The sequence below is a fragment of the Nocardia ninae NBRC 108245 genome, assembly GCF_007990755.1.
GTDB classification, from domain to species: Bacteria; Actinomycetota; Actinomycetes; order Mycobacteriales; family Mycobacteriaceae; genus Nocardia; species Nocardia ninae.
In genome coordinates this window covers 144,918-166,400 of record NZ_BJXA01000007.1, presented here as the reverse complement: position 1 = coordinate 166,400, position 21,483 = coordinate 144,918, and the positions used below count along the sequence as shown (strand labels likewise).

Sequence of the window (21,483 nt, the reverse complement as noted above, 5' to 3'; positions counted from 1 at the left end):
GTTCTGCCCAGCGCGGCCCCGTCGGAAATCCGGAGATACCATGCCAGCGCATTCGGATGCCGACTCGCCACGGCGCGCCACCGCACCAGCCGCGCGTCCGCGCTACCTGGCGATCATCGTGACGCTGTTGCTCGCGTTGCCGACCGTATTGCTCAGCGTCGCAATCATTCTGATCCTCGGCGCGTGGGTGGGGATCTGGTTGATGGTGACGGCCGTTGTGGTGTGGGTGTTGTTCGGCGTCAGCCTCTTCGATGCGGCGTGGTTCACGCCCAATCGCGCGAAATTCGCCAAGATGTTCGGGTTTCGGCGGCCGATCCCGCCGGAGGACGAACTCCTCGCCGCGGCATGGGGGCACGTCACCAGCGCGCCCGGCGTGGATGGGTGGCCGTACTCGCTGTGGGTGGAGCAATCCGATGATCCGAACGCCTTCGCCGCGCCCAGTCGCATTGTCGCGGTGACGAGTTCGGCGCTCGCCGAACTCGATTCGGGGGAGCTCGAAGCGGTGCTCGCACACGAACTCGGGCACCACCTGAACGTCGATCCCCGGGTGCGACTGGTCGACATGTGGATCGCCCTGCCGGGACGCGTGCTGTGGGCGGTGTGCAGGCGCCTCGGGCGGATCACGAGGATCCTCGGCCCGCTCGCACCGTTCGTCCGATTCGTTGCGGCGGTGGGTCTGCTGCCTGTCGTGGCCGTCGTGCTGACACCGGTGGTGGGATTCGGTGCCGCGCTCCTGTTCGTTGTCCTGCTGATCGTGGAACCGTTGACCAGGAGCGCACAGTGTCACCGCGACGAATACGCCGCCGACCGTGCGGCCGTCGACCTCGGCTACGGTCGTGAACTGGCGTCCGGTCTGCGTAGCTGGGAGTCCGAGACGCTCCCTCGCCTCGTCGCGCTGGGCGATCGGCTCTACAGCACGCATCCACCCCTTGCGTCGCGGATCAGGAAGATCACCGCCCGGCTCGGCGAATGACCAGGCCGCCCACACTTTTAGAGAAGTGTTAGAAGGGCTCTAGAGAACAGTTATGTCGGGCTGTTCGCGCAGTAACAGGGGCTACTGTGCGAATCATGCGGAAGCTTGCTGTGCTGTGCATCGGTCTGCTCGGTCTGACGTTTCTCGTCGGCTGCGGCTCCGGCGACAACGACGCCAAAAGAGCAGCGCCGCCGGACCGGCCGTCCACCTACGCCACGGTGGAGTCCGCGCCGGCGCCTGCCTCCGTGCCGCCGGGGCTGCGCGACCAGGGGGCCGCGCCGCGTAAAGACAACCCCGGCAATGAAACCGTCACGGCGCGTAAGGAAGTCGTCACCGGCAGCGTCGAGATGACCGCGGCCAAACCGATCGAGGCGGCGGGCAAGATCGCCGACCGGGTGCGCGAGGCGGGCGGCCGGATCGACAGCCGGACCGAACAGCCCGGCACCGAGGACGCCGACCCCAGCGCCACCCTCACCGTCCGGGTGCCCGCCGACAAGACTGACGCGTTCATCGACGGGCTCGGCGGCCTCGGCCGCGTCACCAGGGTGCACACCAACCGCGACGACGTGACGATGCAGTGGGAAGACCTGGACGCCAGGATCCGGGCGCTGCAGGCCTCCGTCGACCGGCTGCGCGGGCTCATCGCGGGCGCGACCAACACCGCCGACCTGCTCAACGCCGAGCAGGCGCTGTCGAGCCGGCAGGGTGAACTCGACAGCCTGACCGCGCAGAAGCGCCACCTCGACGACGACGTCGCGCTGTCCACGCTCACCATCGACGTCACCACCGCGATCACCAAGGCCGAGGAGGACCGCGCCGACAACTTCTGGGAAGGGATCGTCAGCGGCTGGAACGCGCTGGTGGACTGGCTGAAGGATGCGGTCGTGTTCACCGGTAAGGCGCTGCCGTGGCTCGGCTTCCTGGTGGTGCTCGCCGCCGTGGTCTGGGGCATCGTGCGGCTGGTGCTGCGGCGGGGCAAGCGCGGCACTCCGGCAGAATCGACACCGGTGGGTGCCGGCGCTACGCGGTCCGGTTCCGGCGGCCCCGAAAGTGCAGGGGCCGCGGGTAGCGGGGCGACGGGAGACAAGAGTGCCGACAACGGTCCGGGCGACCATAAAACCGAACAGCCGTAAGGGCCCGCTCGTCGAAACCCTCGACGACGGCACCCTCCAGTTGTACGTGCGCGCCCCGGCCGTGGAAGGCAAAGCGAACAAGGCTGCCATCGAACTGCTCGCCGAGCATTACGGAGTGCCCAAGAGCGCCGTCCGCCTGTCGGCCGGCGCCACCTCCCGCTTCAAGCGCTTCGAGATCGATCGCTGACCCGCCGGATTGCTTGCGTGCCAGGCCTTGTCGCGCAACTGCCGTCGCGCCGGGCCCGATCGTGTCGGCAATCTCCGTGCACCGCAAGCGAATTCGTGCGCGGCGGTCATACTCCGCTGTCGAACCCGACCTGCCGCCACGCCTCGTACACCGCGACAGCGGCGGCGTTGGACAGATTCATCGATCGGCGCCCCGGCAGCATCGGAATCCGGAGCTGATCGGTGACATGCGGATCCGCGAGCACCGCCGCGGGCAACCCCGTCGGCTCGGTCCCGAACAGCAACACATCACCTTCCCGGTACGCCACCTCGGTGTACCGGGTCGTGGCTTGCGTGGTGAACGCGAATACCCGCTCCGGCCGCACCGCAGCCCACGCCGCCGCCAGATCCTTGTGCACCGTCACCGACGCCAGATCGTGGTAATCCAACCCGGCCCGCCGCAACTTGGCCTCCGAAAGATCGAACCCCAACGGCTCGACCAGATGCAGCTCACACCCGGTCCCCGCCACCAGTCGAATCGCATTTCCGGTATTTCCGGGTATCGCGGGCTCATGAAACATCAGTCGGAACACGGCAGACAGTCAATCAGGCGTTCGCCGCTGCGCTTCGCCGACCTACCGCCCGCCGGTACTCGAAGCCGATATTGCGCTGCCGACCAGCCGCTGCGGCACGCGACGGGTCGGGGTCAGGGGAGCTGGATCGGTGTGAGGTCTGTATCGGGTGGGGGGCGGAGGCGGCGGAGGGTGCCGTCGAAGAGGGTGGTGTAGAGGGCCCAGGTGTTGCCGTCGGGGGCGATGCGGACCGAGCTGGGACCGGCCTGGCCGATCGAGAGGCCGCCTGCAATGACGCAGGTCGCGCCGGTGTTCGGGTCGACGCGGTGGATCTCGCCTGCGGTGTGTGCGGCGACGTAGAGGGTGCCGGAGCGGGATGTGGCCAGGTCGTCGAGGCCGGGGAACAGGCCGGGGATGGTGGCGATGACGGTCCATCGGTCGGGGGCGTCCAGCGGGACGCGGATGACTCGGCCGGTGAACAGGTCGTCGGTGTAGACGGCGCGGTGCTCGGGGTCGAGGGCCAAGCCTTCGGAGCGCGGCACCGGTGACCAGTTGAGGACGGTGGCGCCGGTATCGGGTCGATAGCGGGTCAAGCCCTTCGACGGCCCGCCCTCGGTGCCGACCCAGGTGGTCAGCAGATCGCCGCCCGGCAGCCGCAGCAGACCGTTGCCGTCGAGCGGCGCCACCGAGGTCAGTCGTTCGGTCCCGGTGTCCAGCTGCCACAACTGGCCCCCGGCAAGGAAATACAGATTCGAGCCGACTAGTTGCAGGCCGCGAGGAACCCGCAGGTTCTCCAGCACCGTCCGCACCTGACCTGCGGCATCGAGGTGATAGATCTTCGAATCCGCGGACATATAGAACCCGCCACGACCATCCGGTTCGAGGTTCTCCAGCTGCTCCAAACCCTGGACAAGGGTGTCGACCTGCCAGCCACCGCAACCCGCGGTGCTCACACCCTGCGCGGACCCCGCCGCGGCCCCAGCCCCCACCGCGATCGCCACCGTGACGCACAAGGCGCGAATGCGTCTGCCTAACATCCCCATTCCGCGCAGCCTATGCCGCGGCACCCGGGAGGTCGACACCGTAGAACCGTGGGCGCCAGCGCAACGGTCACTGCCTTTGAGTGAAACCCCTTGTGCGGCAATCGGCCTCATCCGGCGGTTAGGATGCGCGAATGGTGAGCACCTCGCACAATCCGGTAGACACCCAACCACCCGCACCGGGCTTCGCACACGCGACGTCGGCCACCGGTAGCAGGATTATCCACATTTCCGGGCAGGTCGGCACCGACGCGTCGGGCCGGGTCGTGGAGGGTGGCCTGGCCGCCCAGACCACGCAGGCCTTGCTCAACCTGGGCCGCGCGCTCGAAGCGGCGGGCGGTAAGGCCGCCGACCTCGTCAGCGTCCGGTTCTACGTGGTCGATTGGGATCCGTCGAAGTTCGAGGCGCTCGGTGCGGCCGGTGCCGCGGCCCGCGTGCACTACGAGTTCCCCGAAACCGCGGTGACCCTGGTCGGCGTGGCCGCCCTCTTCACGCCGGAGCACCTCATCGAGATCGAGGGGGTCGCGGTCGCCGACTGAGCCCGTCGGCGGCGGAGGGCCGGGGGGAGTCTGTCAGAATCGGGGAGTGACCGATGCCGACACGTCCACCGCGGACCACCGGGCAGCCAGTAGCTCCCCGTTCCTGCGCTGCCATCTGCCGATGGTGGTCGTGGCGCTGGTCATCGCGGTGGCGATCGTGTTCGTGGCGCAGGACCGGTGGCGCCGCGGCGCGCTGTTCTTCGGCGGGGCAACGCTGCTGGCCGCCGCGTTCCGGCTCTGCCTGCCGACCGCGCAGGTCGGCTTGCTCGCCGTGCGCAGCAAGCCGTTCGACGTCGGCGCGCTGACGGTGCTCGGCTCCGCCATCGTCTTCATTGCCGCGACCATCAATACCCTGGGCGTCGGCTAGTACCCGAAAGCGTTGGCGGCCAACGGTTCAGCGCCGTGCTACCTCGTGTCGACCGTCCTGATCGTGGACTGTGCTCCGGCTACCCGAATTCTGTTGTGGTAGAAGCTGATCCGACAAACCCGCCGCACCCCTCGACGCGGCGGGTTGTCCTGGAAAATCAGGCCGGTTCGGCCACCAGCTCGGCCCGTCCGGATCGCCCGTACAAGGCCCGAGCCTCGGCCGGGGTCACCGTCTCGAGCTTGGCGGGCGGCGCCGCGTTGATGTGCTCCTTCAGGATCTGTCCCGCCATCGGCGCGACGAACGGCGCCGCGACCAGCAGGCCGAACGAATTGAATCGGCTGAAACCCCACACCAGCACCTTGGTGGGCAGCCGGACCGCGAGATCGACGATGCCGAGCCGATCGAAGCGTCCGAGCTTGCGCATCCACTTGGGCAGCGTCGCTACCGAGGCCAGTGAAAGCAGCCTGCTGCCAATGGCATACGAGAGTCCGGCCCCGTTGCGCGGCGAGGTCCACAGCAGGTGGTGCATGCCTTCTTCGGCCCGCTCGGAGGTGCACAGCCGCGGGCGGACTCGCTCGAAGTACGCGCGCACCTCGGCGCGTGAGCGCGGCACGTCCTCGGGCTTGCAGGTCTGCAACTCGGCCGCGATCGCGCACTCCTGCCAGAACCGCGTCTCCTCTTCCGGTGTCAGCCCGGGGCCGAACACCTCGTACGCCTTGAGTACGGAGTGCCAGCCGGTGATGTGGATCCAGAGCTGCGTCTCGGGGCTGTTCGCGCTGTAGCGGTTTCCGCTGATCGGCTCGATCCCGGTCATCGGCGCGTGGATCCGCATGAGGTGCTCGGCCGCCTGGATGGCGGTGCGGCCGTCGGCGATCGCGGCGATGAGGAAGTAGGAGAAGGTGTGGTCGAGGCGTTTGCGCGGGTCGCTGTAGATGCCGCGGGAGTCGGCGACGGCCGCGGTGAGGAATGGGTCGAAGTGTTCGAGCACGACGGCCCGCTGGAAGCCGATGACCGCGGTGGGTGCGGTCCAGACCTTCCAGCTGGGTGAATCGGGGCCGAAGAACCCGTAGTCGTCCCGGCGCAGGGTGGTCGGATCGAACTGCATCACGTGCTCCTTTGCGGTGATCGCCCCGGCACCGGGGGTGAATACAACGCAACCGTAGCAATTGCGTGCAATGAATACAACGTTTGCGTAGCATTTGTGACCGACGGGATGCGGAATCGCGGCCGCGATGCTGTCAGGATGGAGCGCATGGAGGTGAAGCGGCAGTGACCACATCGCGCACCGCGGCGGACCGGCCGCGCCGGCGTTACGCGCCACGCCTGCCGCCGGAACAGCGCAGGGCCCAGTTGCTCGACGCCGCCTTCGCGGTGCTGAGCCGGGTAGAGCTGCACGAGCTGAGCATGGAGGCGGTCGCCCAGGAGGCCGGCGTCGGCAAGCCGGTGCTCTACACCGTGTTCAAGACTCGCGCAGAACTCGTTGCGGCGCTGCTGGAACGGGAGCGCGAGCGCGGCCTCGAACAGGTCGCCGCGACCTTGCCGACCGACCTGATGGGCGCCGACCCGGTGGTCGCGGCCTCGGCCACCGTCGAGGCGTTCGTCGGTGTGGCACTGGAGAATCCGACCCGCTGGCGACTGATCCTCGCCGGGCCGGGCAATGCCCCCGACGAATACCGTGAGGCACTGCGGCATTCCCGCGCGGGCATCTTCGATCAGGCCGAGGCGCTGGTGCGAGTCGGCACCGCACTCGAACCACGCTGGGCCGGAGTCGATTCCGCGCTGCTCACCAACTCGCTGCTACAGGTCGCCGAGATGCTCGGCAGGCTGGCGGTCAGCGAACCCGACGAGTATCCCCGCGAACGCCTGCAAGGATTCGTGCACGCCATCGTCGGCCTACTGATGGGCGCGCCATCGTCCAAAGACGCGGGCGCATAGAGCTTCCAGCACGAGTACGCGCGCCTGTTGTCGTGGCGCGCCCGAAATTGTCAGCGATCAAGCGAACCCGAGCGCGGCGCGTTGGCCCGAAGCCGAGCGCGGCGCACGCGGCCGATCCCAGGCCGCGCGGCGAAACCGCTGTGCGCGAGTCGAATTCAGCTGGCAGGCTGACGACTCTGCTGCGCCAACCGCATCGTCTCGGTCAGCAACTTCGACACCGCCGCAGCCTCGGTGAGGAACCCGTCGTGCCCGTCGCGCGAGTGCACGACCTCCAGCCCATCGCAGCCGGGCAGCCCCTCGGCGAGTTCCTGCTGCGTGCGCAGCGGATACAGCCGGTCGGAGTCGACGCCGCCGACGACGCACGGCACCGGCGTCGCGGCCAGCGCCGCCGCCACCCCGCCGCGGCCGCGGCCGATGTCGTGCCGGTTCATCGCCTCGGTCAGCAGCACGTAGGTGGCGGGATCGAAACGGCTACACAGCTTGTCTGCCTGGTGATCCAGGTAGCTCTGCACCGCGTAGCGGCCGCCGCGCCATGGATCCTCGGCGCCCTGTGCGCTGTTCTCGAACCGGTGGTCCAGCTCGTCCTCGGTGCGGTAGGTCAGATGCGCGATGCGCCGGGCAATGCCCATGCCGGTCATCGGCGCGCGGTCGGTGTCGTGGTAATCGCCGCCCTGCCAGTCCGGATCGGCCTTGATCGCGGCGATCTGGGTGGTCTGCGTGCCGATCTGGTCCGCGGTGGCGCGGGCGCCGACGGCCAGTACCAGTGCGGAGCCGACCCGATCCGGCGCGCCGACCATCCACTCCAGCACCCGCATGCCGCCCATCGACCCGCCGACCACGGCGGCCAGCCGCGCGATGCCGAGCCGATCCAGCAGTGCCGCCTCGGCGGCCACCTGGTCCCGGATGGAGATCTCCGGAAACCGGGAACCCCAAGGCTTTCCGTCGGGCGCCAGCGTCGAGGGCCCGGTGCTGCCCTTGCAGCCGCCGAGCACGTTCGTCGCGACGACACACCACTCGTCGGTGTCGAGCGGACAGCCGGGGCCGACCATCCCGTCCCACCAGCCGGGCAGCGGATGGATGTCGTCCGGGTGCCCGACCACGTGCGAGTCGCCGGTCAGCGCGTGCTCGACCAGCACCACGTTGTCCAGCGTGGAGGACAGCTCACCCCAGCGCTGCACGGCCAGATGCACCTGCGGAATGACCGCGCCGCTCTCCAGCCGGACGTCGCCGATGGGGATGATGCCGAGCCGCCCGTCCGGGGGCGGCAGGGCCACCCCGGACGAACGGGACACACTCGGTTCGGTACTCACCTTCACGTCGCCGCCGCCGCGAAACCGGCGTGCAGATCGGTCAGGATGTCGTCGATCCCTTCGATCCCCACCGCCAAGCGGACCAGGCCCGGAGTGACCCCGGCGAGCAGTTGCTCTTCGGGCGTCAGCTGCGAATGTGTGGTCGACGCGGGGTGAATCACGAGGGAGCGCACATCTCCGATGTTAGCCACATGGCTGTGCAGCACTAATCCGTCCACGAACTTCTTGCCCGCATCGACACCGCCGCGCAGTTCGAAGGCGACGATCGCGCCGGGGCCCTTGGGTGCAAGCTGCTTGCCGCGTTCGTACCAGGGCGAGGAGGGCAGACCGGCGTAGATGACCTTCTCGACGTCCGGGTGGGTGCTCAGGAATTCGGCCACCGCTTTGGCATTGGCGACGTGCCGTTCGATGCGCAGACTCAGCGTCTCGATGCCCTGGCTGATCAGGAACGCGTTGAACGGCGAGATCGCCGAGCCGAGGTCGCGCAGCAGTTGCACGCGGGCCTTGAGCGCGAACGCGGGCGCGCCGAGATCGGCGAACACCGCACCGTGGTAGCTGGGGTCGGGGATGGTGAAGCCGGGGAAGCGCGGCTGACCCTGCGCGTCGGTCACCGTCCAGTCGAAGGTGCCGCCGTCGACGATCACGCCGGCCACCGCGGCGCCGTGCCCGCCGAGGTATTTGGTCGCCGAGTGCACGACGATATCGGCCCCGTGTGCCAGCGGCTGGATCAGGTACGGCGTGGCCACCGTGTTGTCGACGATCACCGGCAGCCCGGCCTGGTGCGCGACGGCGGCGATGCCGGGGATGTCGAAGATGGCGCTACTCGGGTTGGCGATGGTCTCGCCGTAGAACGCCTTGGTGTTCGGCCGGATCGCCGCGCGCCACTGGTCCAGGTCGTCGGGGTCCTCGACGAAGGACACCTCGATGCCGAGCTTGGGCAGCGAGTAGTGGAAGAGGTTGTAGGTGCCGCCGTAGAGGTGCGGGCTGGACACGATGTGGTCGCCGGCCGAGGCCAGGTTCAGGATGGCGAACGTCTCCGCGGCCTGTCCGGAGGCCAGCAGCAGTGCGGCGACACCGCCTTCGAGCGCGGCGACGCGCTGCTCCACCACGTCCTGGGTGGGGTTCATGATCCGGGTGTAGATGTTGCCCGGCTCGGCGAGCCCGAACAGCGCGGCGGCGTGCTCGGTGTCGCGGAAGGCGTAGGAGGTGGTCTGGTAGATGGGCAGGGCCCTGGCACCGGTGGTGCTGTCGGGGGCCTGTCCCGCGTGCACCTGTTTGGTCTCGAAAGACCACTGCGCGGTCGGGTCGACGTCGGCCGCGGGCACGGTGGAATCACTCATGAGCTTTGCTCCAAAGAAAAGGTTGTTCGCCAGAACTAACGGGTTATCGGGTCAACGGCGAAGTACAACAACACATTTCGGGAACCTCCTGGAAAGCGCGCTTGCTCTCGACCTTCGAGAGCCCGGTCATCACCCGGAGCACCCCACCGCTGCTGGAGGGTTGCCGTCCAGCAAGCCGGGGCTTCGCGCTGGCACTCATGACCTGACGGCATCATAACCGGCGCCCGATCGGCGACCGAAATCCGGAGCCGAACTCAGCGGGTCGCACCGGGCCGCGCGCCGCCGCACACCCGGTGCACGTCGGAGTCTGATCGACCCGACCACCACGCGGCCCGCGTGTCGCATGCCCGGCGGTGCGCGGACCGAGTGCGTCCGGCGCGCCGACCTGCGAATTGCGCAATGACCTACCAGTCAGTAAGTTCGTGGGGTTTCTCACTCGGGGGGCTGCCCGCACACCACGATCATCGGCAGCAGTACGCTTGTCTTGTTTGCACCACACGTCTCGCGGACAACGCGGGGCATATACGTTGTCTGTTGGAACAGCTGGGGTCCGCTCACAAGCGTGTTCACCTGGCCGTGCAATGAGGGCACCATCCTAGGAGGACACGAAGATCCATGTCCAAAATCAAGGTTGAAGGTACCGTCGTCGAACTCGACGGCGACGAGATGACCCGGATCATCTGGCAGTTCATCAAGGACAAGCTGATCCATCCGTATCTCGATGTGAATCTCGAGTACTACGACTTGGGCATCGAGTACCGGGACAAGACAGACGACCAGGTCACTGTCGACGCGGCCGAGGCGATCAAGCGCCACGGGGTCGGCGTCAAGTGCGCGACCATCACCCCGGACGAGGCCCGCGTCAAGGAATTCGGCCTGAAGAAGATGTGGCGGTCGCCCAACGGCACCATCCGCAACATCCTCGGCGGCACCATTTTCCGCGCGCCGATCATCATCTCCAACGTGCCCCGTCTGGTGCCCGGCTGGACCAAGCCGATCATCATCGGCAGGCACGCGTTCGGCGACCAGTACCGCGCCACCGACTTCAAGGTGTACCAAGCGGGCACGGTCACCCTGACCTTCACGCCGGAGGACGGCAGCGAGCCGATCCAGCACGAGGTCGTGAAGATGCCCGAGGACGGCGGCGTCGTCATGGGCATGTACAACTTCAAGAACTCGATCATCGATTTCGCGCGGGCCTCGTTCAACTACGGCCTGCAGCAGAACTACCCGGTGTATCTCTCGACGAAGAACACCATCCTCAAGGCCTACGACGGCATGTTCAAGGACACGTTCCAGGACGTGTTCGATGCCGAGTTCAAGACCCAGTTCGACGCGGCGGGCCTGACCTACGAGCACCGCCTGATCGACGACATGGTCGCCTCCTCCATGAAGTGGGAGGGCGGTTACGTCTGGGCCTGTAAGAACTACGACGGTGACGTGCAGTCCGACACCGTGGCGCAGGGCTTCGGCTCGCTCGGCCTGATGACCTCGGTGCTGCTGACCCCGGACGGCAAGACCTGTGAGGCGGAGGCCGCGCACGGCACCGTCACCCGGCACTACCGTCAGCACCAGCAGGGCAAGCCGACCTCGACCAACCCGATCGCGTCGATCTTCGCCTGGACGCGCGGGCTCGAGCACCGCGGCAAGCTGGACAACACCCCCGAGGTGATCGGCTTCGCGCAGACCCTCGAGGATGTCGTCATCAAGACCGTCGAAGGCGGCCAGATGACCAAGGACCTGGCCTCGCTCGTCGGCGGTGACCAGGGCTACCTGAGCACCGAGGAGTTCCTCGGCGCGCTCGACGCGAACCTGGCTCGCGCACTGCGTTGAGTCGGTGAACACACCCGGCGCTGGAACTGATCCGGCGCCGGGGGATGAGCTCCTCCGCCCGAGCCGAGTCGGTTGGGCAAGCTGTTCTGAATGACGGGCACCCGCACCACTCGGTGGTACGGGTGCCCGGATTGTTTCTAGGGGCGGGCCGGACTGCCGAGCAGCAGTGGAACGACCCGCGTCAGGCTGTCCGCACCGAGGCCGTGCTCGACGCCCGCGTCGAACCAGCGCAGCAGCGGATCCAGCAGGTCGGTCGGTAGGTCCTGTTCGCGGTTCGTCGCCAGCAGCATGCGCAGAATGAATTGATGCTCCTCGACGCTGGCCATGGTCGGCGGGAACACACCGTCATCGATCTGGGCGGCGAGCGCGGGCAGCGTGTCGATGACCGAGTGCAGCCACGGCACCAGTAGTGCACCGGTGGGGTCCGCCGCGTTCCGGTTCGCGCGGCTCAGCATGGCCGCGGCTTGGAAGAAGCCTCCGAACAGCCCGTACATGCCTGCCAGTATCGCGAGGTCGTGCACGGCGGCCAGCCCGACCTCCGTCCCGAGGTGCTTCGCCGTGCCCAGTTCGGCGATCACCGCGTGGTGGTCGGCCGAGGCTTCGGCGGAGCCGCTGTAGATGATCGTCGAATCCGCTGTGCCCATCGTCTCCGCCATGCCGAGGATCGAACCGTCCAGGAAGCGTCCGCCTTGTTCGGCGATCCAGGCTTCGAGGTCGCGCGCCTCGGACGGGCGTCCCGTCGACAGGTTCACTACGGTGCGGCCTGCTATTGCTTCCGGTGCGGTGTGCAGGAGCTTGACCGCGATCGCGGTCTCGGGCACCGAGATGACGATGAGTTCCCCGGTCTTCAGCGCGTCGGTGAGCGAATCCGCCCGGACCGCACCGAGCCCATCCAGGTGCGGTGCCCGATCGGGGCTGCGATTCCACACCGTGACGGGATGGCCGTTGCGCAGAAAGACCTGGGCGGTCGCCGCGCCCATGCGGCCGAGACCGAGCACGGTCACCGGTGTGTGGTCGCTGGTCATGATTCCTCCGTCGATGTCGTGCGTGCTGATGAAGTGGGCGCCCGCAGAACAGTTTTCAAGCTCGGGCCACCAGGGTGTGAGTGGCAGGACCGACCGCAACCGAACGTTTCCTGCCATAAGCTGGCGACCATGACCGGTCATGTCGTCGCGATCGCCGTCACGCCGGGGGCGCTGCATCCCTGGGACCTCTACGAGCTCGGCGTGATCGCCGCGATCTTCGGCACCCCGCACCCCGACCTCGCCGAGCCCTGGTACGAACTGCGGGTGTGCTCGGTGCTGCCCGCCGCGGCCGAGTCGGCGATCGGCGGCGGCGCCTATCTGCGGGCCGAGTACGGCCCGGACGAACTGCTGCGCGCCGACACCGTGTTCGTGCCCTCGATCGCCTACGACTGCGTCACCGGAGACCGCCCGGTGCCGCCGGAACTGCTCGACGGGCTCCGCGCGGCGCATCGCGGGGGCGCACGGATGGTCGCCCTGTGCAACGGCATGTTCGCGCTGGCCGCGGCGGGCCTGCTGGACGGGCGTCGGGTCACCGCGCACTGGGAGCACGCGCCGATCCTGGCCCGTCGTCATCCGGCCGTGCAGGTCGACGGCACTGCGCTCTACGTCGATGACGGCGACATCCTCACCAGCGGCGGAATGACCGCCGCCGTGGACCTTTCGCTGCACCTGGTGCGCCGCGACTTCGGCGCCGCCGTCGCCAACCGGCTGGCCCGCCGCCTGGTGACCCCGCCGCGACGGTCGGGCGACCAGGCGCAGTTCGTGGATCTGTCCGTGCAGGCCCGCGCCGAGGCCGACCTCGGACCGGCGCTCGAATGGGCCATCGCCCATCTCGATCAGCCGCTCACCGTCGAAGCGCTCGCGGCCCGCGCCACCATGAGTCCGCGCACCTTTCACCGGCGCATGCGGCAGTCCATCGGGGTCACGCCGAAGCAGTGGTTGCTGACCCAACGGCTGGCCCGCGCGCAGGCGCTGCTGGAGTCCACCGACTTCGGTATCGAGCGAATCGGCAGGCTGAGCGGTCTCGGCACCGCCGCGAATCTGCGCCGCCACTTCGCGACCGTCGTCGGTGTCACGCCCGCCGAGTATCGGCGCACTTTCGAACAGCGCGAGTCGCCTGCCGCCTGAGCCGAATGGCTCGACGGCGTAAGCGAATCCGATGACGCTGCCCACATCCGGCCCGTCGGCTGCCGGAGCCGTGCTGGGTACGTCATTGTTTCCGAATGGAATTTGCCAGCTCGCATGCAGATGAGTGTCCCTATTGCGCGGTTTTACATTCTGACCTGCACGTTTTCTTTACGGCGGCGTGTCTCACCTCACGTTTACTCGGGAAGCGAAACCGCCTGCGGAGGCGTTTCATGGATACGTGACCACTCCCCTCGCCGCCCAGGCCCCCGCACGCCCCGAAGCCGCGCGGACGACTTGGCATCTGCCTGCCATGCTCGCGCTGGCACTCGGCGGGTTCGGTATCGGCACAACGGAATTCGTCACCATGGGTTTGCTGCCGGACATCGCGCGCGCCATGAATGTCTCCGAGCCGACCGCGGGCCACGCGGTGTCGGCCTACGCTCTCGGCGTGGTGATCGGCGCGCCGGTGCTCGCCGCCCTGTGCGCGCGGGTGTCCCGTAAGAAGTTGCTCATCGCCCTGATGGTGGCGTTCACGCTGGGCAACGTGGCAACCGTGCTCGCGCCGACCTTCCACACCCTGGTGCTCGCCCGGTTCGTGTCCGGGCTGCCGCACGGCGCCTATTTCGGGGTGGCCTCGCTGGCCGCCGCCACGCTCGCCCCGGTCGGACAGCGCGCCAAAGCGGTTGCCGCGGTTATGCTCGGGTTGAGCGCCGCCAATGTCGTCGGCGTTCCCGCCGCGACCTGGCTCGGCCAGCACCTCGGCTGGCGCGACGCCTACGTGGTGGTCGCGGTCATCGGGCTGGCGACGGTAGCCGCCCTGATCCGGTACGTCCCGGAGCTCACCGGCATCACCATGACCAACCCGGTCACCGAGCTCGGCGCCCTGCGCCGTCCGCAGGTGTTGCTCACCCTGCTGGTCGGTGCGATCGGCTTCGGCGGCATGTTCGCCGTCTACACCTACATCACCACCACCCTCACCGGCGTCGCCGGGATGTCCGCCGCCCTGGTGCCGGTGGTACTGATGCTGTTCGGTGTCGGCATGGTGGTCGGCAATATCGTCGGCGGCGTGCTCGCCGACCGCGGCGTCGACCGGGCCATCTACGCCTCGATGATCGGCATGGCCGTCATCCTCGCCGTATTCGTTGCGGCGGCGCACAACCCGTACACCGCCGCGATCGGCGCCTTCCTGGTCGGCGCGACCGGCGCGTCCCTGGCGCCCGGGCTGCAGACCCGGCTGATGGACGTGGCGCACGAGGCGCAGACCCTGGCCGCCGCGCTGAACCACGCCGCGCTGAACATCGCCAATGCCGCGGGGGCATGGCTCGGCGGGGCCGTGATCGCCGCCGGACTCGGCTACACCGCGCCCGCCATGGTCGGGGCCGGCCTCGCCGTGGTCGGCGTGCTGCTGTTCGCGATCACCGTCGCGGTGGCCCGTCGGGACGCTCGCCTGGTCGCGGCCGCCGCGCTGGTCGCCTGACGCTCGGCGTCATCTGAACATACAGAACTGTGTGTAAGTGTAGAATCGCCGGATGGCCAGGATCGAAGTCGCGAAACCGCAGCGCCGCACCCAGGAGCAGCGCAGCACCGAGATGCGCACCCGGCTGCTCGACGCGACCATCGACTGCTTGGTCGAGTACGGCTATGCGGGCACGACCACGCCACGGGTGGCCGAGCGCGCCGGGGTCACCCGCGGCGCGCAGGTGCACCACTTCGGCTCCAAGACCGATCTGGTGGTGGCCGCGATCAGCCACCTGGCGCAACTGCGCGCCGAGACCGCGATGCGGGAGATGGCCAAGGTCGAGCGCGGCGACGATCCGGTCGCCGCGGCGCTGGAGTTCCTGTGGGAGCTGCACCAAGGCCCGCTGTTCATCGCGACCGTCGAACTGTGGGTGGCAGGCCGCACCGATCCGGTGCTGGCCGCCGCGATGGAGAAGGTCGAACCGTTCGTCAACAACGCCGTGCTGATGGCGGTCGCCCGGTTCGTGCCGGACGAGATCCGCCGCAAAGAGGCCCGCGATTTCATCTACACCGCGATGGACGCCCTGCGCGGCATCCTGATCTCCAACTTCGTCGACCCGGACAACGAACGCGCGCAACGCCGTTGGCGCCGCGCCACCGCGCACCTGCGCAACATCGCCGAAGCCGCCCTCGCCGACGTCCGCGCGGCCGACTGACGCTATCGGCCGCACAACCCCTCGGCGAGCACCGACTGCGCTTTCGTGGAAAGCTCGGCGACCTGCTCGAGGTCGTCCATCCGTAGGCCTGGGCCGGTAGTGATCGATACCTCGATGCGCGAGTTGCCATCGGCCGTGCTGTACGCGTCCGAGTAGTAGCCGGGAACGCCGCCGTTGTGGCCGAGGCCGACACAGTCCGGGCCCAACTTCTGTTCCATCAACCCGAGACCATAGGCCAGGCCCGGCGCGATCGCATAGGTCGCCCGCATCTCCGCGAGCAGCGGTGGCGCGAGTAGCCGACCGCCCAACAGCGCGGTCAGGAAGGTGTCGAGATCTCGGGTAGAGGAGATCATTTCACCGGCGGCCCCGACCCAGGTCGGATTCTGGCTGGTCATATCGGCGGTGATCTCCGCGTCACCCTCGCCGTAGGAGAGATAGCCGTGTGCGTGCGGTCCGATGATCTCCGGCCAGCTGCCCGGCACCAAGGTCTCCCAAAGCCCCAGTGGCGCCACGATGCGGCCATAGATCTGCACGCTGTACGGCAGGCCGGTGAGTTTCTCGATCAGCAGTCCGGCCAGCTGATAGTTCGTGTTGGAGTAGGACCAGTCGGCACCGGGCTCGAACCGTGCCGGTTTGGTCAGTGCCATCCGGATCAGTTCGTCGGGCCGATAATCCCGGCGGACGGCATCCACGGCCGCCTTGCCCGACATCGGCAGAATGCCCTCTTCGAAGGTGCCGTCGGGCTGCAGTTCGCCGGTGTAGTTGAACAGGCCGCTGGTGTGTTGCAACAACATTCGGACGGTGATGCGCGGGTCGAGGCCGAACTGCGGCAGGTGTCGCTGCACCGGATCGTCCAGCCCGAGCCTGCCCTCGCCCGCCAACTGCAGCAGCACGGTGGCCACGAACATCTTGGTGATGCTGCCGATTCGAAACCGGCCGTCCACCGGTACCGGCTCCGGGCGGTCCACCTGCGCTACGCCGGCGGCACCGGTCCACCCGCCGTGCCGATCGTGCACCCGCACTTGGATACCGGCCGCACCGGCGGCGATCAGCTCGTCCATCGCCTGTTGGAGCGGCGCACGATCAGTGACCGCCGGAGTGGCTACCGCGCCGGTCGCCGCCGAGCCGACCAGCACGATCGCGGATACCAGTGCAATCCCGAACCGCCGCAACAACATCCGACCCCCTGGGTGGGCAATGTGCCTTCGACTCTAGCCGAAATCGCAGCGGCAGCGCGGCTTGCGACGCCATCGGGACGGTGTTGCTACGGCGCAGGGACATGGCGGCGGCCTGCGCGGCCATGTCCCCGCTCGGCGGTCAGTGCTGGTGGGGGAGCAGGTGGTGCCCGTGTTTGTCGGTCGACAGCGCCAGCGAGCTGATGTACTGGATTTCACCCTCCGGCCCGGGGAGCGCCGAGGCGATCATGTCCGGGCGTTCGAATTCCAGGCCGGTGACGTGGCAGGTGAGGGTTTCACCGGAGGGGTTGCCGTGCTCGTCGTACATCGGCAGGTCGATGCCGTCGTCGCTGCGGCGCAGGTAGTACTTGCCCTTGGTGGCGATCGCGGTGAGCGGGGTCGCGACGAACGCGACCACCAGCGCGACGATCGGTGAGTACGGCTTGAGCAGGTCGCCGAAGAGGCCGAAGAACGTCATGATCGACAGCACCGCCGAGAGCCCGAAGCCGACCAGGCCGACCGGGTTGAAGTCGTAGAGCATGCCGCGGCGGAACTCCGGCTGCTTCGGCGAGATCTTCAGCAGGTACTTGTTGACCGCGATATCCGTTGCGACGGTGACGATCCAGGCGATGCCGCAGTTGGCGTAGAAGCCCAGGATGTTGTTGAGGAAGTCGAACATGTTGGCTTCCATCAGGATCAACGCGATCACCAGGTTCACCGCGAGGAAGATCAGCCGGCCGGGGTAGGACTTGGTGACCCGCGTGTAGGAGTTGGTCCAGGCCAGCGACCCCGAGTACGCATTGGTGACATTGATCTTGATCTGGCTGATCACGACGAGCACCACGGCCAGCGTCATGGCCAGCCAACCCGGCACCATGTCCCGGTAGATCTCCAGGAACTGGTGCACCGGCTGGTTCGCGATGCCCTGCGCGGCAGGCAGATTCGCGATCAGATACACCGCGAGGAACAGCCCGACCACCTGCTTGAGCGCACCGAACACCACCCAGCCCGGTCCGGCGAGCAGCATCCAGCCCCACCACTTGCGGGCGTTCTCCGGCGTGCGCGGCGGCATGAAACGCAGGTAGTCGATCTGCTCGGCGATCTGCGCGATCAGCGACAGGCACACGCCCGCGGCCAGCAGCGTGCCGGAAATGCTTACCCCGGAGCCGTTCTCGCCGCCGTAGGCGAAGAACGACGACACCGAGTCGGGGTGGCGCACCAGCAGGAACCCGAACGGCAGCACCATCAGCAGCAGCCACAGCGGGGTCGTCCAGACCTGCAGGGTGGCGAGGGTATTCATGCCGTAGATGACCAGCGGGAAGATCAGCACCGTCGACACGAGATAGCCGAGCCAGAGTGGCACGCCGAGGCCGAGTTCCAGCCCCTGGGCCATGATCGACCCCTCCAGCGCGAAGAAGATGAAGGTGAACGAGGCGAACACGACATTGGTGAGCACCGAGCCGTAGTAACCGAATCCGCTACCGCGCGTGATCAAGTCGAGATCGAGGTTGTAGCGCGCCGCGTAGTAGGCGAGCGGAAATCCGGTCAGCATCACGACGATCGCGAAGAAACCGATTCCGAGCAACGCGTTTCCGGTGCCGTGCGCGATACCGATGTTCGCGCCGATGGCGAAGTCGGCCAGATAGGCGATGCCGCCGAGGGCGGAGATCCCGACGACGGCCGGGCTCCATTTGCGGTAACTCCGTGGCGCGAACCGCAGGGTGTAGTCCTCGAGTGTTTCCTTCGCCGCGGCGATCCCGTCCGCATTAGGCGATCGGGTGTCGAGCTCGACCACGTTTACTCCTCATCCCCGCATCGAACAACAGCAACTGTTCGACGGTCGTACACCGTTGTGGACGGGGAATTTCCGAACGATTACGCGGCTGTTACGTCATCGGAGGCAGTGAGTCACGTCACAGCAATGCGATGAACGTCGCGCGCGGGCCGCCGAAAAGGCATGCGTACCAGCCTGAACTGGCAAGACATACACGTTCAGCTGTATGTCGGTGGCCGGGTGCTACCACCTGGCTATTAGATATCCGCAACTTCCGGTAACGCTGACTGCCTTGCGTACTTACATACATCTCTGTATGTTTGTTTCAGCTGGATCCGGACGGATCGGTCACCGCTGCCCGCTGGCGGTTCCCGGCGGAGCACGCCGGGCAGGCACCAACGTGAGGAGTTCGATGGCGAACAAGGTCTACGTCGTCGGCGTCGGCATGACGAAGTTCGAGAAGCCGGGCCGCCGCAAGAACGAAGACGGCACCGATTGGGACTACCCGGACATGGCGCGGGAGTCGGGGACCAAGGCGCTCGCCGACGCGGGCATCGCCTACGACCTCGTCGAGCAGGCCTACGTCGGTTACGTCTACGGCGAATCCACCTCCGGCCAGCGCGCGGTCTACGAGCTGGGCATGACCGGCATCCCGGTGGTCAACGTCAACAACAACTGTTCCACCGGCTCGACCGCGCTCTACCTTGCGGCACAGTCGATTCGGGGCGGGCTCGCCGACTGCACGCTGGCGCTCGGCTTCGAGAAGATGCAGCCCGGCTCGCTCGGCTCCACCTGGGACGACCGCGAGCAGCCGATGGCCAGGCACATCATGGCGCTCGCCGAGATCTCCGAGGTGCTCTTCCCGGTGGCGCCGTGGATGTTCGGTGCGGCCGGTCGTGAGCACATGAAGCGGTACGGCACCACCGCCGAGCACTTCGCCAAGATCGGCTACAAGAATCACAAGCACTCGGTGAACAATCCGTATTCGCAGTTCCAGGACGAGTACTCGATGGACGACATCCTCGGCTCGCGAATGATCTACGACCCGCTCACCAAGCTGCAGTGCTCGCCCACCTCCGACGGCTCCGGCGCGGTGATCCTCGCCAGCGAGGCCTTTGTGGACAAGCACAACCTGGCCGCCCAGGCGGTCGAGATCGTCGGGCAGGCGATGACCACCGACTTCAAGTCGACCTTCGACGAGACCGCCAAGAACCTGGTCGGCTACGACATGACCGTCCATGCCGCGCAAAAGGTGTACCAGCAGTCCGGCCTCGGCCCGGAGGACTTTCAGGCGATCGAGCTGCACGACTGCTTCTCGGCGAACGAGCTGCTGACCTATGAGGCGCTCGGCCTGTGCGGCGAAGGCGAAGCCGGAAAGCTGGTCGACGACAACCTGACCACCTACGGCGGCAAGTGGGTGGTGAACCCCTCCGGCGGCCTCATCTCCAAGGGACATCCGCTAGGTGCGACGGGTCTGGCGCAATGCTCCGAGCTCACCTGGCAGCTGCGCGGCACCGCGGACAAGCGTCAGGTCGACAACGTCACCGCCTGCCTGCAGCACAACATCGGCCTCGGCGGCGCGGCGGTCGTGACCGCCTATCAGCGCGCCGACCGCTGAGCCCCGCGTCAACCGCACCGAACTCGCACAACGACACTCGACGAGGAGTCATCTCATGGGACACATCGAAGCCACCAAGGACGTCAACGCCACCCCCGAGGCGCTCTGGACGGTCGTCTCCGACCCGAACACCTGGGACAAGTGGTTCACCATCCACGAGCGCTTCATGGAGGAGCCGCCCGCCGTGCTGACCGAGGGCTCGAAGCTGGTCGCCAAGATCGTCATGCTCGGCATGGCGAACAAGCTGGAGTGGACCGTCGTGTCCGTGCAGCAGCCGACCAAGCTGACCCTCGGCGGCACCGGAATGGCCGGGGTCAAAACCGAATTCACCTTCGACATCCAGCCCAAGGGCGACGGCGGCAGCACCATCCTGGTCTCCGGCGACTTCGAGGGCGCGCTGATCAAGGGTGCGCTCGGCAAGGCGGTGGAGAAGGACGGGCTCAAGCAGCTGGACAAGTCGCTCGAGCAACTCGACGCGCTGGCCTCGGCATGACTTCGGAGACCACTGCGGCGCGGTTGGTCGAGTTCGACGACGCCGGTCTCGAAACCTGGTGTGACGACGAGACGTTCGAGGTGACCGGTGCGCGGATCGGCGAATACGCCGCCGCCACCAACGATCCGATCGAGGCCCACCTCGCGGGCAAGGTCGCCTCACCGGTCTTCGCGATCGTCCCCGTCTTCGAGGCGATGATGATGCCGGTGATCGAGGTCGCGCCGATGGACATCTTCGGCCGGGTCGTGCACGGGGAGCAGGACTTCCACTTCCACCGGGCCATCCAGCCGAGCGACAAGCTGGTCTCGCGCGCCAAGGCGACCGGTTACACCAGCCGGTCCAACGGCACGGCCATCACCATCCTCATCGAATGCCGCACCGAGGACGGGGAACTGGTCAACGAGCAGTATCTGACCGCGTTCTTCCGCAATATCGACGCGGGCAAGACGGTGGGCGAGGCGGCCCCGGCGCACAAGTTCGACGAGAACCTGCGCGCGCAGCCGCCGGTGGCCGTGGTCCCGCAGCACGTCGACGACGACCAAACCTTCCGTTACTCACCGGCTTCCGGCGATCCGGTGCCGCTGCACCTGGACGATCAGGTCGCCAAGGATGCCGGGCTACCCGGCATCATCGCGCACGGGCTGTGCACCATGGCGTTCGCGTCCTGGGCGGTGCTCACCGAGGTCGGTGGGTCGGATGTCAACCGGCTCGAGCGGTTTGCGGTGCGCTTCGCCAAGATGGTTTTCCCGGGTGACGATCTGGAGACCCGCATCTGGAAGGTCGGTTCGGCGGACGGCGTCACGACCTACGCCTTCGAGACCGTGCGCGGCGAAGACGTGGTGCTCAGCGACGGACTCGCCGAGATTGCCGACTGACGGCGAAAGCCGAT

At 67.5% G+C, this 21,483-nt stretch carries 21 protein-coding genes and 1 riboswitch; of the genes, 13 read left to right on the top strand and 8 right to left on the bottom strand.

What is annotated here, in order from left to right; all coding sequences use genetic code 11:
* Window positions 1-40 precede the first annotated feature (40 nt).
* The 3 genes from NN4_RS08300 to NN4_RS08290 all read left to right on the top strand — a co-directional run bounded on the left by NN4_RS08300 (window position 41) and on the right by NN4_RS08290 (window position 2,293).
* Window positions 41-973 carry a M48 family metalloprotease gene (locus NN4_RS08300; RefSeq protein ID WP_147129365.1) on the top strand — a complete coding sequence of 311 codons (933 nt, stop codon included), beginning with the start codon at window positions 41-43 and terminating at the stop codon, window positions 971-973.
* A 95-nt stretch (window positions 974-1,068) separates the two neighbouring features.
* On the top strand, window positions 1,069-2,106 hold the full coding sequence (locus tag NN4_RS08295; protein WP_147129364.1) for a DUF4349 domain-containing protein: 1,038 nt from the start codon (window positions 1,069-1,071) through the stop codon (window positions 2,104-2,106).
* Window positions 2,063-2,293: a DUF167 domain-containing protein gene (locus tag NN4_RS08290; RefSeq protein WP_147129363.1), complete on the top strand. Its 231-nt coding sequence runs from the start codon at window positions 2,063-2,065 to the stop codon at window positions 2,291-2,293. The genes NN4_RS08295 and NN4_RS08290 overlap by 44 nt, the downstream gene beginning before the upstream one ends.
* Before the next feature lie 106 nt (window positions 2,294-2,399).
* On the opposite strand, the gene NN4_RS08285 is transcribed toward NN4_RS08290, so the two are convergent.
* Entirely contained in the window at window positions 2,400-2,864 is a 465-nt protein-coding gene (locus tag NN4_RS08285; RefSeq protein ID WP_147129362.1) for a tRNA (cytidine(34)-2'-O)-methyltransferase, read from the bottom strand.
* Between the two features lie 113 nt (window positions 2,865-2,977).
* Window positions 2,978-3,886, bottom strand: a complete 909-nt coding sequence (locus tag NN4_RS08280) for an SMP-30/gluconolactonase/LRE family protein (protein ID WP_147129361.1) — start codon at window positions 3,884-3,886, stop codon at window positions 2,978-2,980.
* Window positions 3,887-4,017: 131 nt separating this feature from the next.
* Here NN4_RS08280 and NN4_RS08275 point away from each other — a divergent pair, with 131 nt between their 5' ends.
* A complete protein-coding gene (locus tag NN4_RS08275) occupies window positions 4,018-4,422 on the top strand; it encodes a RidA family protein (RefSeq protein ID WP_147129360.1) in 405 nt (134 codons plus the stop codon).
* Window positions 4,423-4,543: 121 nt separating this feature from the next.
* The gene (locus NN4_RS08270; protein ID WP_228541161.1) at window positions 4,544-4,789 is read left to right on the top strand and encodes a DUF3017 domain-containing protein; all 246 of its coding nucleotides are present in this window, start codon (window positions 4,544-4,546) and stop codon (window positions 4,787-4,789) included.
* A gap of 157 nt (window positions 4,790-4,946) precedes the next feature.
* Here NN4_RS08270 and NN4_RS08265 read toward each other — a convergent pair whose 3' ends face one another.
* A complete protein-coding gene (locus NN4_RS08265) occupies window positions 4,947-5,894 on the bottom strand; it encodes an oxygenase MpaB family protein (protein ID WP_147129359.1) in 948 nt (315 codons plus the stop codon).
* A 164-nt stretch (window positions 5,895-6,058) separates the two neighbouring features.
* Here NN4_RS08265 and NN4_RS08260 point away from each other — a divergent pair, with 164 nt between their 5' ends.
* Window positions 6,059-6,724, top strand: coding sequence for a TetR/AcrR family transcriptional regulator (locus tag NN4_RS08260; protein WP_147129358.1), 666 nt, complete (start codon window positions 6,059-6,061; stop codon window positions 6,722-6,724).
* A 155-nt stretch (window positions 6,725-6,879) separates the two neighbouring features.
* Here NN4_RS08260 and metX read toward each other — a convergent pair whose 3' ends face one another.
* Together metX and NN4_RS08250 are read right to left on the bottom strand one after the other, a co-directional pair.
* Window positions 6,880-7,998 (bottom strand): homoserine O-acetyltransferase MetX, encoded by a 1,119-nt coding sequence (metX, locus tag NN4_RS08255; protein WP_147129378.1) that lies wholly within the window; start codon window positions 7,996-7,998, stop codon window positions 6,880-6,882.
* A 38-nt stretch (window positions 7,999-8,036) separates the two neighbouring features.
* Window positions 8,037-9,374: a bifunctional o-acetylhomoserine/o-acetylserine sulfhydrylase gene (locus NN4_RS08250; RefSeq protein ID WP_147129357.1), complete on the bottom strand. Its 1,338-nt coding sequence runs from the start codon at window positions 9,372-9,374 to the stop codon at window positions 8,037-8,039.
* Between the two features lie 92 nt (window positions 9,375-9,466).
* Window positions 9,467-9,577: riboswitch (SAM riboswitch) on the bottom strand.
* A 412-nt stretch (window positions 9,578-9,989) separates the two neighbouring features.
* On the opposite strand from NN4_RS08250, the gene NN4_RS08245 reads away from it, so the two are divergent.
* Window positions 9,990-11,207: an NADP-dependent isocitrate dehydrogenase gene (locus NN4_RS08245; RefSeq protein WP_107654281.1), complete on the top strand. Its 1,218-nt coding sequence runs from the start codon at window positions 9,990-9,992 to the stop codon at window positions 11,205-11,207.
* A gap of 137 nt (window positions 11,208-11,344) precedes the next feature.
* On the opposite strand, the gene NN4_RS08240 is transcribed toward NN4_RS08245, so the two are convergent.
* On the bottom strand, window positions 11,345-12,232 hold the full coding sequence (locus NN4_RS08240; protein WP_147129356.1) for an NAD(P)-dependent oxidoreductase: 888 nt from the start codon (window positions 12,230-12,232) through the stop codon (window positions 11,345-11,347).
* Between the two features lie 129 nt (window positions 12,233-12,361).
* Between NN4_RS08240 and NN4_RS08235 the strand changes: the two genes are divergently transcribed.
* The 3 genes from NN4_RS08235 to NN4_RS08225 all read left to right on the top strand — a co-directional run bounded on the left by NN4_RS08235 (window position 12,362) and on the right by NN4_RS08225 (window position 15,534).
* Window positions 12,362-13,360: a helix-turn-helix domain-containing protein gene (locus NN4_RS08235; RefSeq protein ID WP_147129355.1), complete on the top strand. Its 999-nt coding sequence runs from the start codon at window positions 12,362-12,364 to the stop codon at window positions 13,358-13,360.
* A 310-nt stretch (window positions 13,361-13,670) separates the two neighbouring features.
* Complete coding sequence (locus NN4_RS08230) at window positions 13,671-14,837, top strand: MFS transporter (protein ID WP_107654284.1); 1,167 nt, start codon at window positions 13,671-13,673, stop codon at window positions 14,835-14,837.
* Window positions 14,838-14,889: 52 nt separating this feature from the next.
* Window positions 14,890-15,534 carry a TetR/AcrR family transcriptional regulator gene (locus tag NN4_RS08225; RefSeq protein ID WP_107654285.1) on the top strand — a complete coding sequence of 215 codons (645 nt, stop codon included), beginning with the start codon at window positions 14,890-14,892 and terminating at the stop codon, window positions 15,532-15,534.
* A 2-nt stretch (window positions 15,535-15,536) separates the two neighbouring features.
* On the opposite strand, the gene NN4_RS08220 is transcribed toward NN4_RS08225, so the two are convergent.
* Both NN4_RS08220 and NN4_RS08215 read right to left on the bottom strand, forming a co-directional pair.
* Window positions 15,537-16,712: a serine hydrolase domain-containing protein gene (locus NN4_RS08220; protein ID WP_147129354.1), complete on the bottom strand. Its 1,176-nt coding sequence runs from the start codon at window positions 16,710-16,712 to the stop codon at window positions 15,537-15,539.
* 139 nt (window positions 16,713-16,851) lie between these two features.
* Window positions 16,852-18,504 (bottom strand): purine-cytosine permease family protein, encoded by a 1,653-nt coding sequence (locus NN4_RS08215; protein ID WP_147129353.1) that lies wholly within the window; start codon window positions 18,502-18,504, stop codon window positions 16,852-16,854.
* A gap of 391 nt (window positions 18,505-18,895) precedes the next feature.
* Between NN4_RS08215 and NN4_RS08210 the strand changes: the two genes are divergently transcribed.
* From NN4_RS08210 to NN4_RS08200, 3 genes are read left to right on the top strand one after another with little or no spacing between them, the layout of a single operon-like run.
* Complete coding sequence (locus tag NN4_RS08210; protein WP_147129352.1) at window positions 18,896-20,101, top strand: lipid-transfer protein; 1,206 nt, start codon at window positions 18,896-18,898, stop codon at window positions 20,099-20,101.
* Window positions 20,102-20,156: 55 nt separating this feature from the next.
* Window positions 20,157-20,594, top strand: coding sequence for a type II toxin-antitoxin system Rv0910 family toxin (locus NN4_RS08205; RefSeq protein ID WP_107654289.1), 438 nt, complete (start codon window positions 20,157-20,159; stop codon window positions 20,592-20,594).
* Window positions 20,591-21,469 carry a MaoC/PaaZ C-terminal domain-containing protein gene (locus NN4_RS08200; protein ID WP_147129351.1) on the top strand — a complete coding sequence of 293 codons (879 nt, stop codon included), beginning with the start codon at window positions 20,591-20,593 and terminating at the stop codon, window positions 21,467-21,469. The genes NN4_RS08205 and NN4_RS08200 overlap by 4 nt, the downstream gene beginning before the upstream one ends.
* The last annotated feature ends 14 nt before the right edge of the window (window positions 21,470-21,483 follow it).

What these genes read in the sequence shown, in the direction of transcription:
- NN4_RS08300 (WP_147129365.1), top strand. Translation starts at nt 41, where the DNA reads ATGCCAGCGCATTCGGATGCCGACTCGCCACGGCGCGCCACCGCACCA.
- NN4_RS08295 (WP_147129364.1), top strand. Translation starts at nt 1,069, where the DNA reads ATGCGGAAGCTTGCTGTGCTGTGCATCGGTCTGCTCGGTCTGACGTTT.
- NN4_RS08280 (WP_147129361.1), bottom strand. Translation starts at nt 3,886, where the DNA reads ATGGGGATGTTAGGCAGACGCATTCGCGCCTTGTGCGTCACGGTGGCG.
- NN4_RS08275 (WP_147129360.1), top strand. Translation starts at nt 4,018, where the DNA reads ATGGTGAGCACCTCGCACAATCCGGTAGACACCCAACCACCCGCACCG.
- NN4_RS08270 (WP_228541161.1), top strand. Translation starts at nt 4,544, where the DNA reads ATGGTGGTCGTGGCGCTGGTCATCGCGGTGGCGATCGTGTTCGTGGCG.
- NN4_RS08265 (WP_147129359.1), bottom strand. Translation starts at nt 5,894, where the DNA reads ATGCAGTTCGATCCGACCACCCTGCGCCGGGACGACTACGGGTTCTTC.
- NN4_RS08250 (WP_147129357.1), bottom strand. Translation starts at nt 9,374, where the DNA reads ATGAGTGATTCCACCGTGCCCGCGGCCGACGTCGACCCGACCGCGCAG.
- NN4_RS08245 (WP_107654281.1), top strand. Translation starts at nt 9,990, where the DNA reads ATGTCCAAAATCAAGGTTGAAGGTACCGTCGTCGAACTCGACGGCGAC.
- NN4_RS08240 (WP_147129356.1), bottom strand. Translation starts at nt 12,232, where the DNA reads ATGACCAGCGACCACACACCGGTGACCGTGCTCGGTCTCGGCCGCATG.
- NN4_RS08235 (WP_147129355.1), top strand. Translation starts at nt 12,362, where the DNA reads ATGACCGGTCATGTCGTCGCGATCGCCGTCACGCCGGGGGCGCTGCAT.
- NN4_RS08230 (WP_107654284.1), top strand. Translation starts at nt 13,671, where the DNA reads ATGCTCGCGCTGGCACTCGGCGGGTTCGGTATCGGCACAACGGAATTC.
- NN4_RS08225 (WP_107654285.1), top strand. Translation starts at nt 14,890, where the DNA reads ATGGCCAGGATCGAAGTCGCGAAACCGCAGCGCCGCACCCAGGAGCAG.
- NN4_RS08220 (WP_147129354.1), bottom strand. Translation starts at nt 16,712, where the DNA reads ATGTTGTTGCGGCGGTTCGGGATTGCACTGGTATCCGCGATCGTGCTG.
- NN4_RS08210 (WP_147129352.1), top strand. Translation starts at nt 18,896, where the DNA reads ATGGCGAACAAGGTCTACGTCGTCGGCGTCGGCATGACGAAGTTCGAG.
- NN4_RS08205 (WP_107654289.1), top strand. Translation starts at nt 20,157, where the DNA reads ATGGGACACATCGAAGCCACCAAGGACGTCAACGCCACCCCCGAGGCG.
- NN4_RS08200 (WP_147129351.1), top strand. Translation starts at nt 20,591, where the DNA reads ATGACTTCGGAGACCACTGCGGCGCGGTTGGTCGAGTTCGACGACGCC.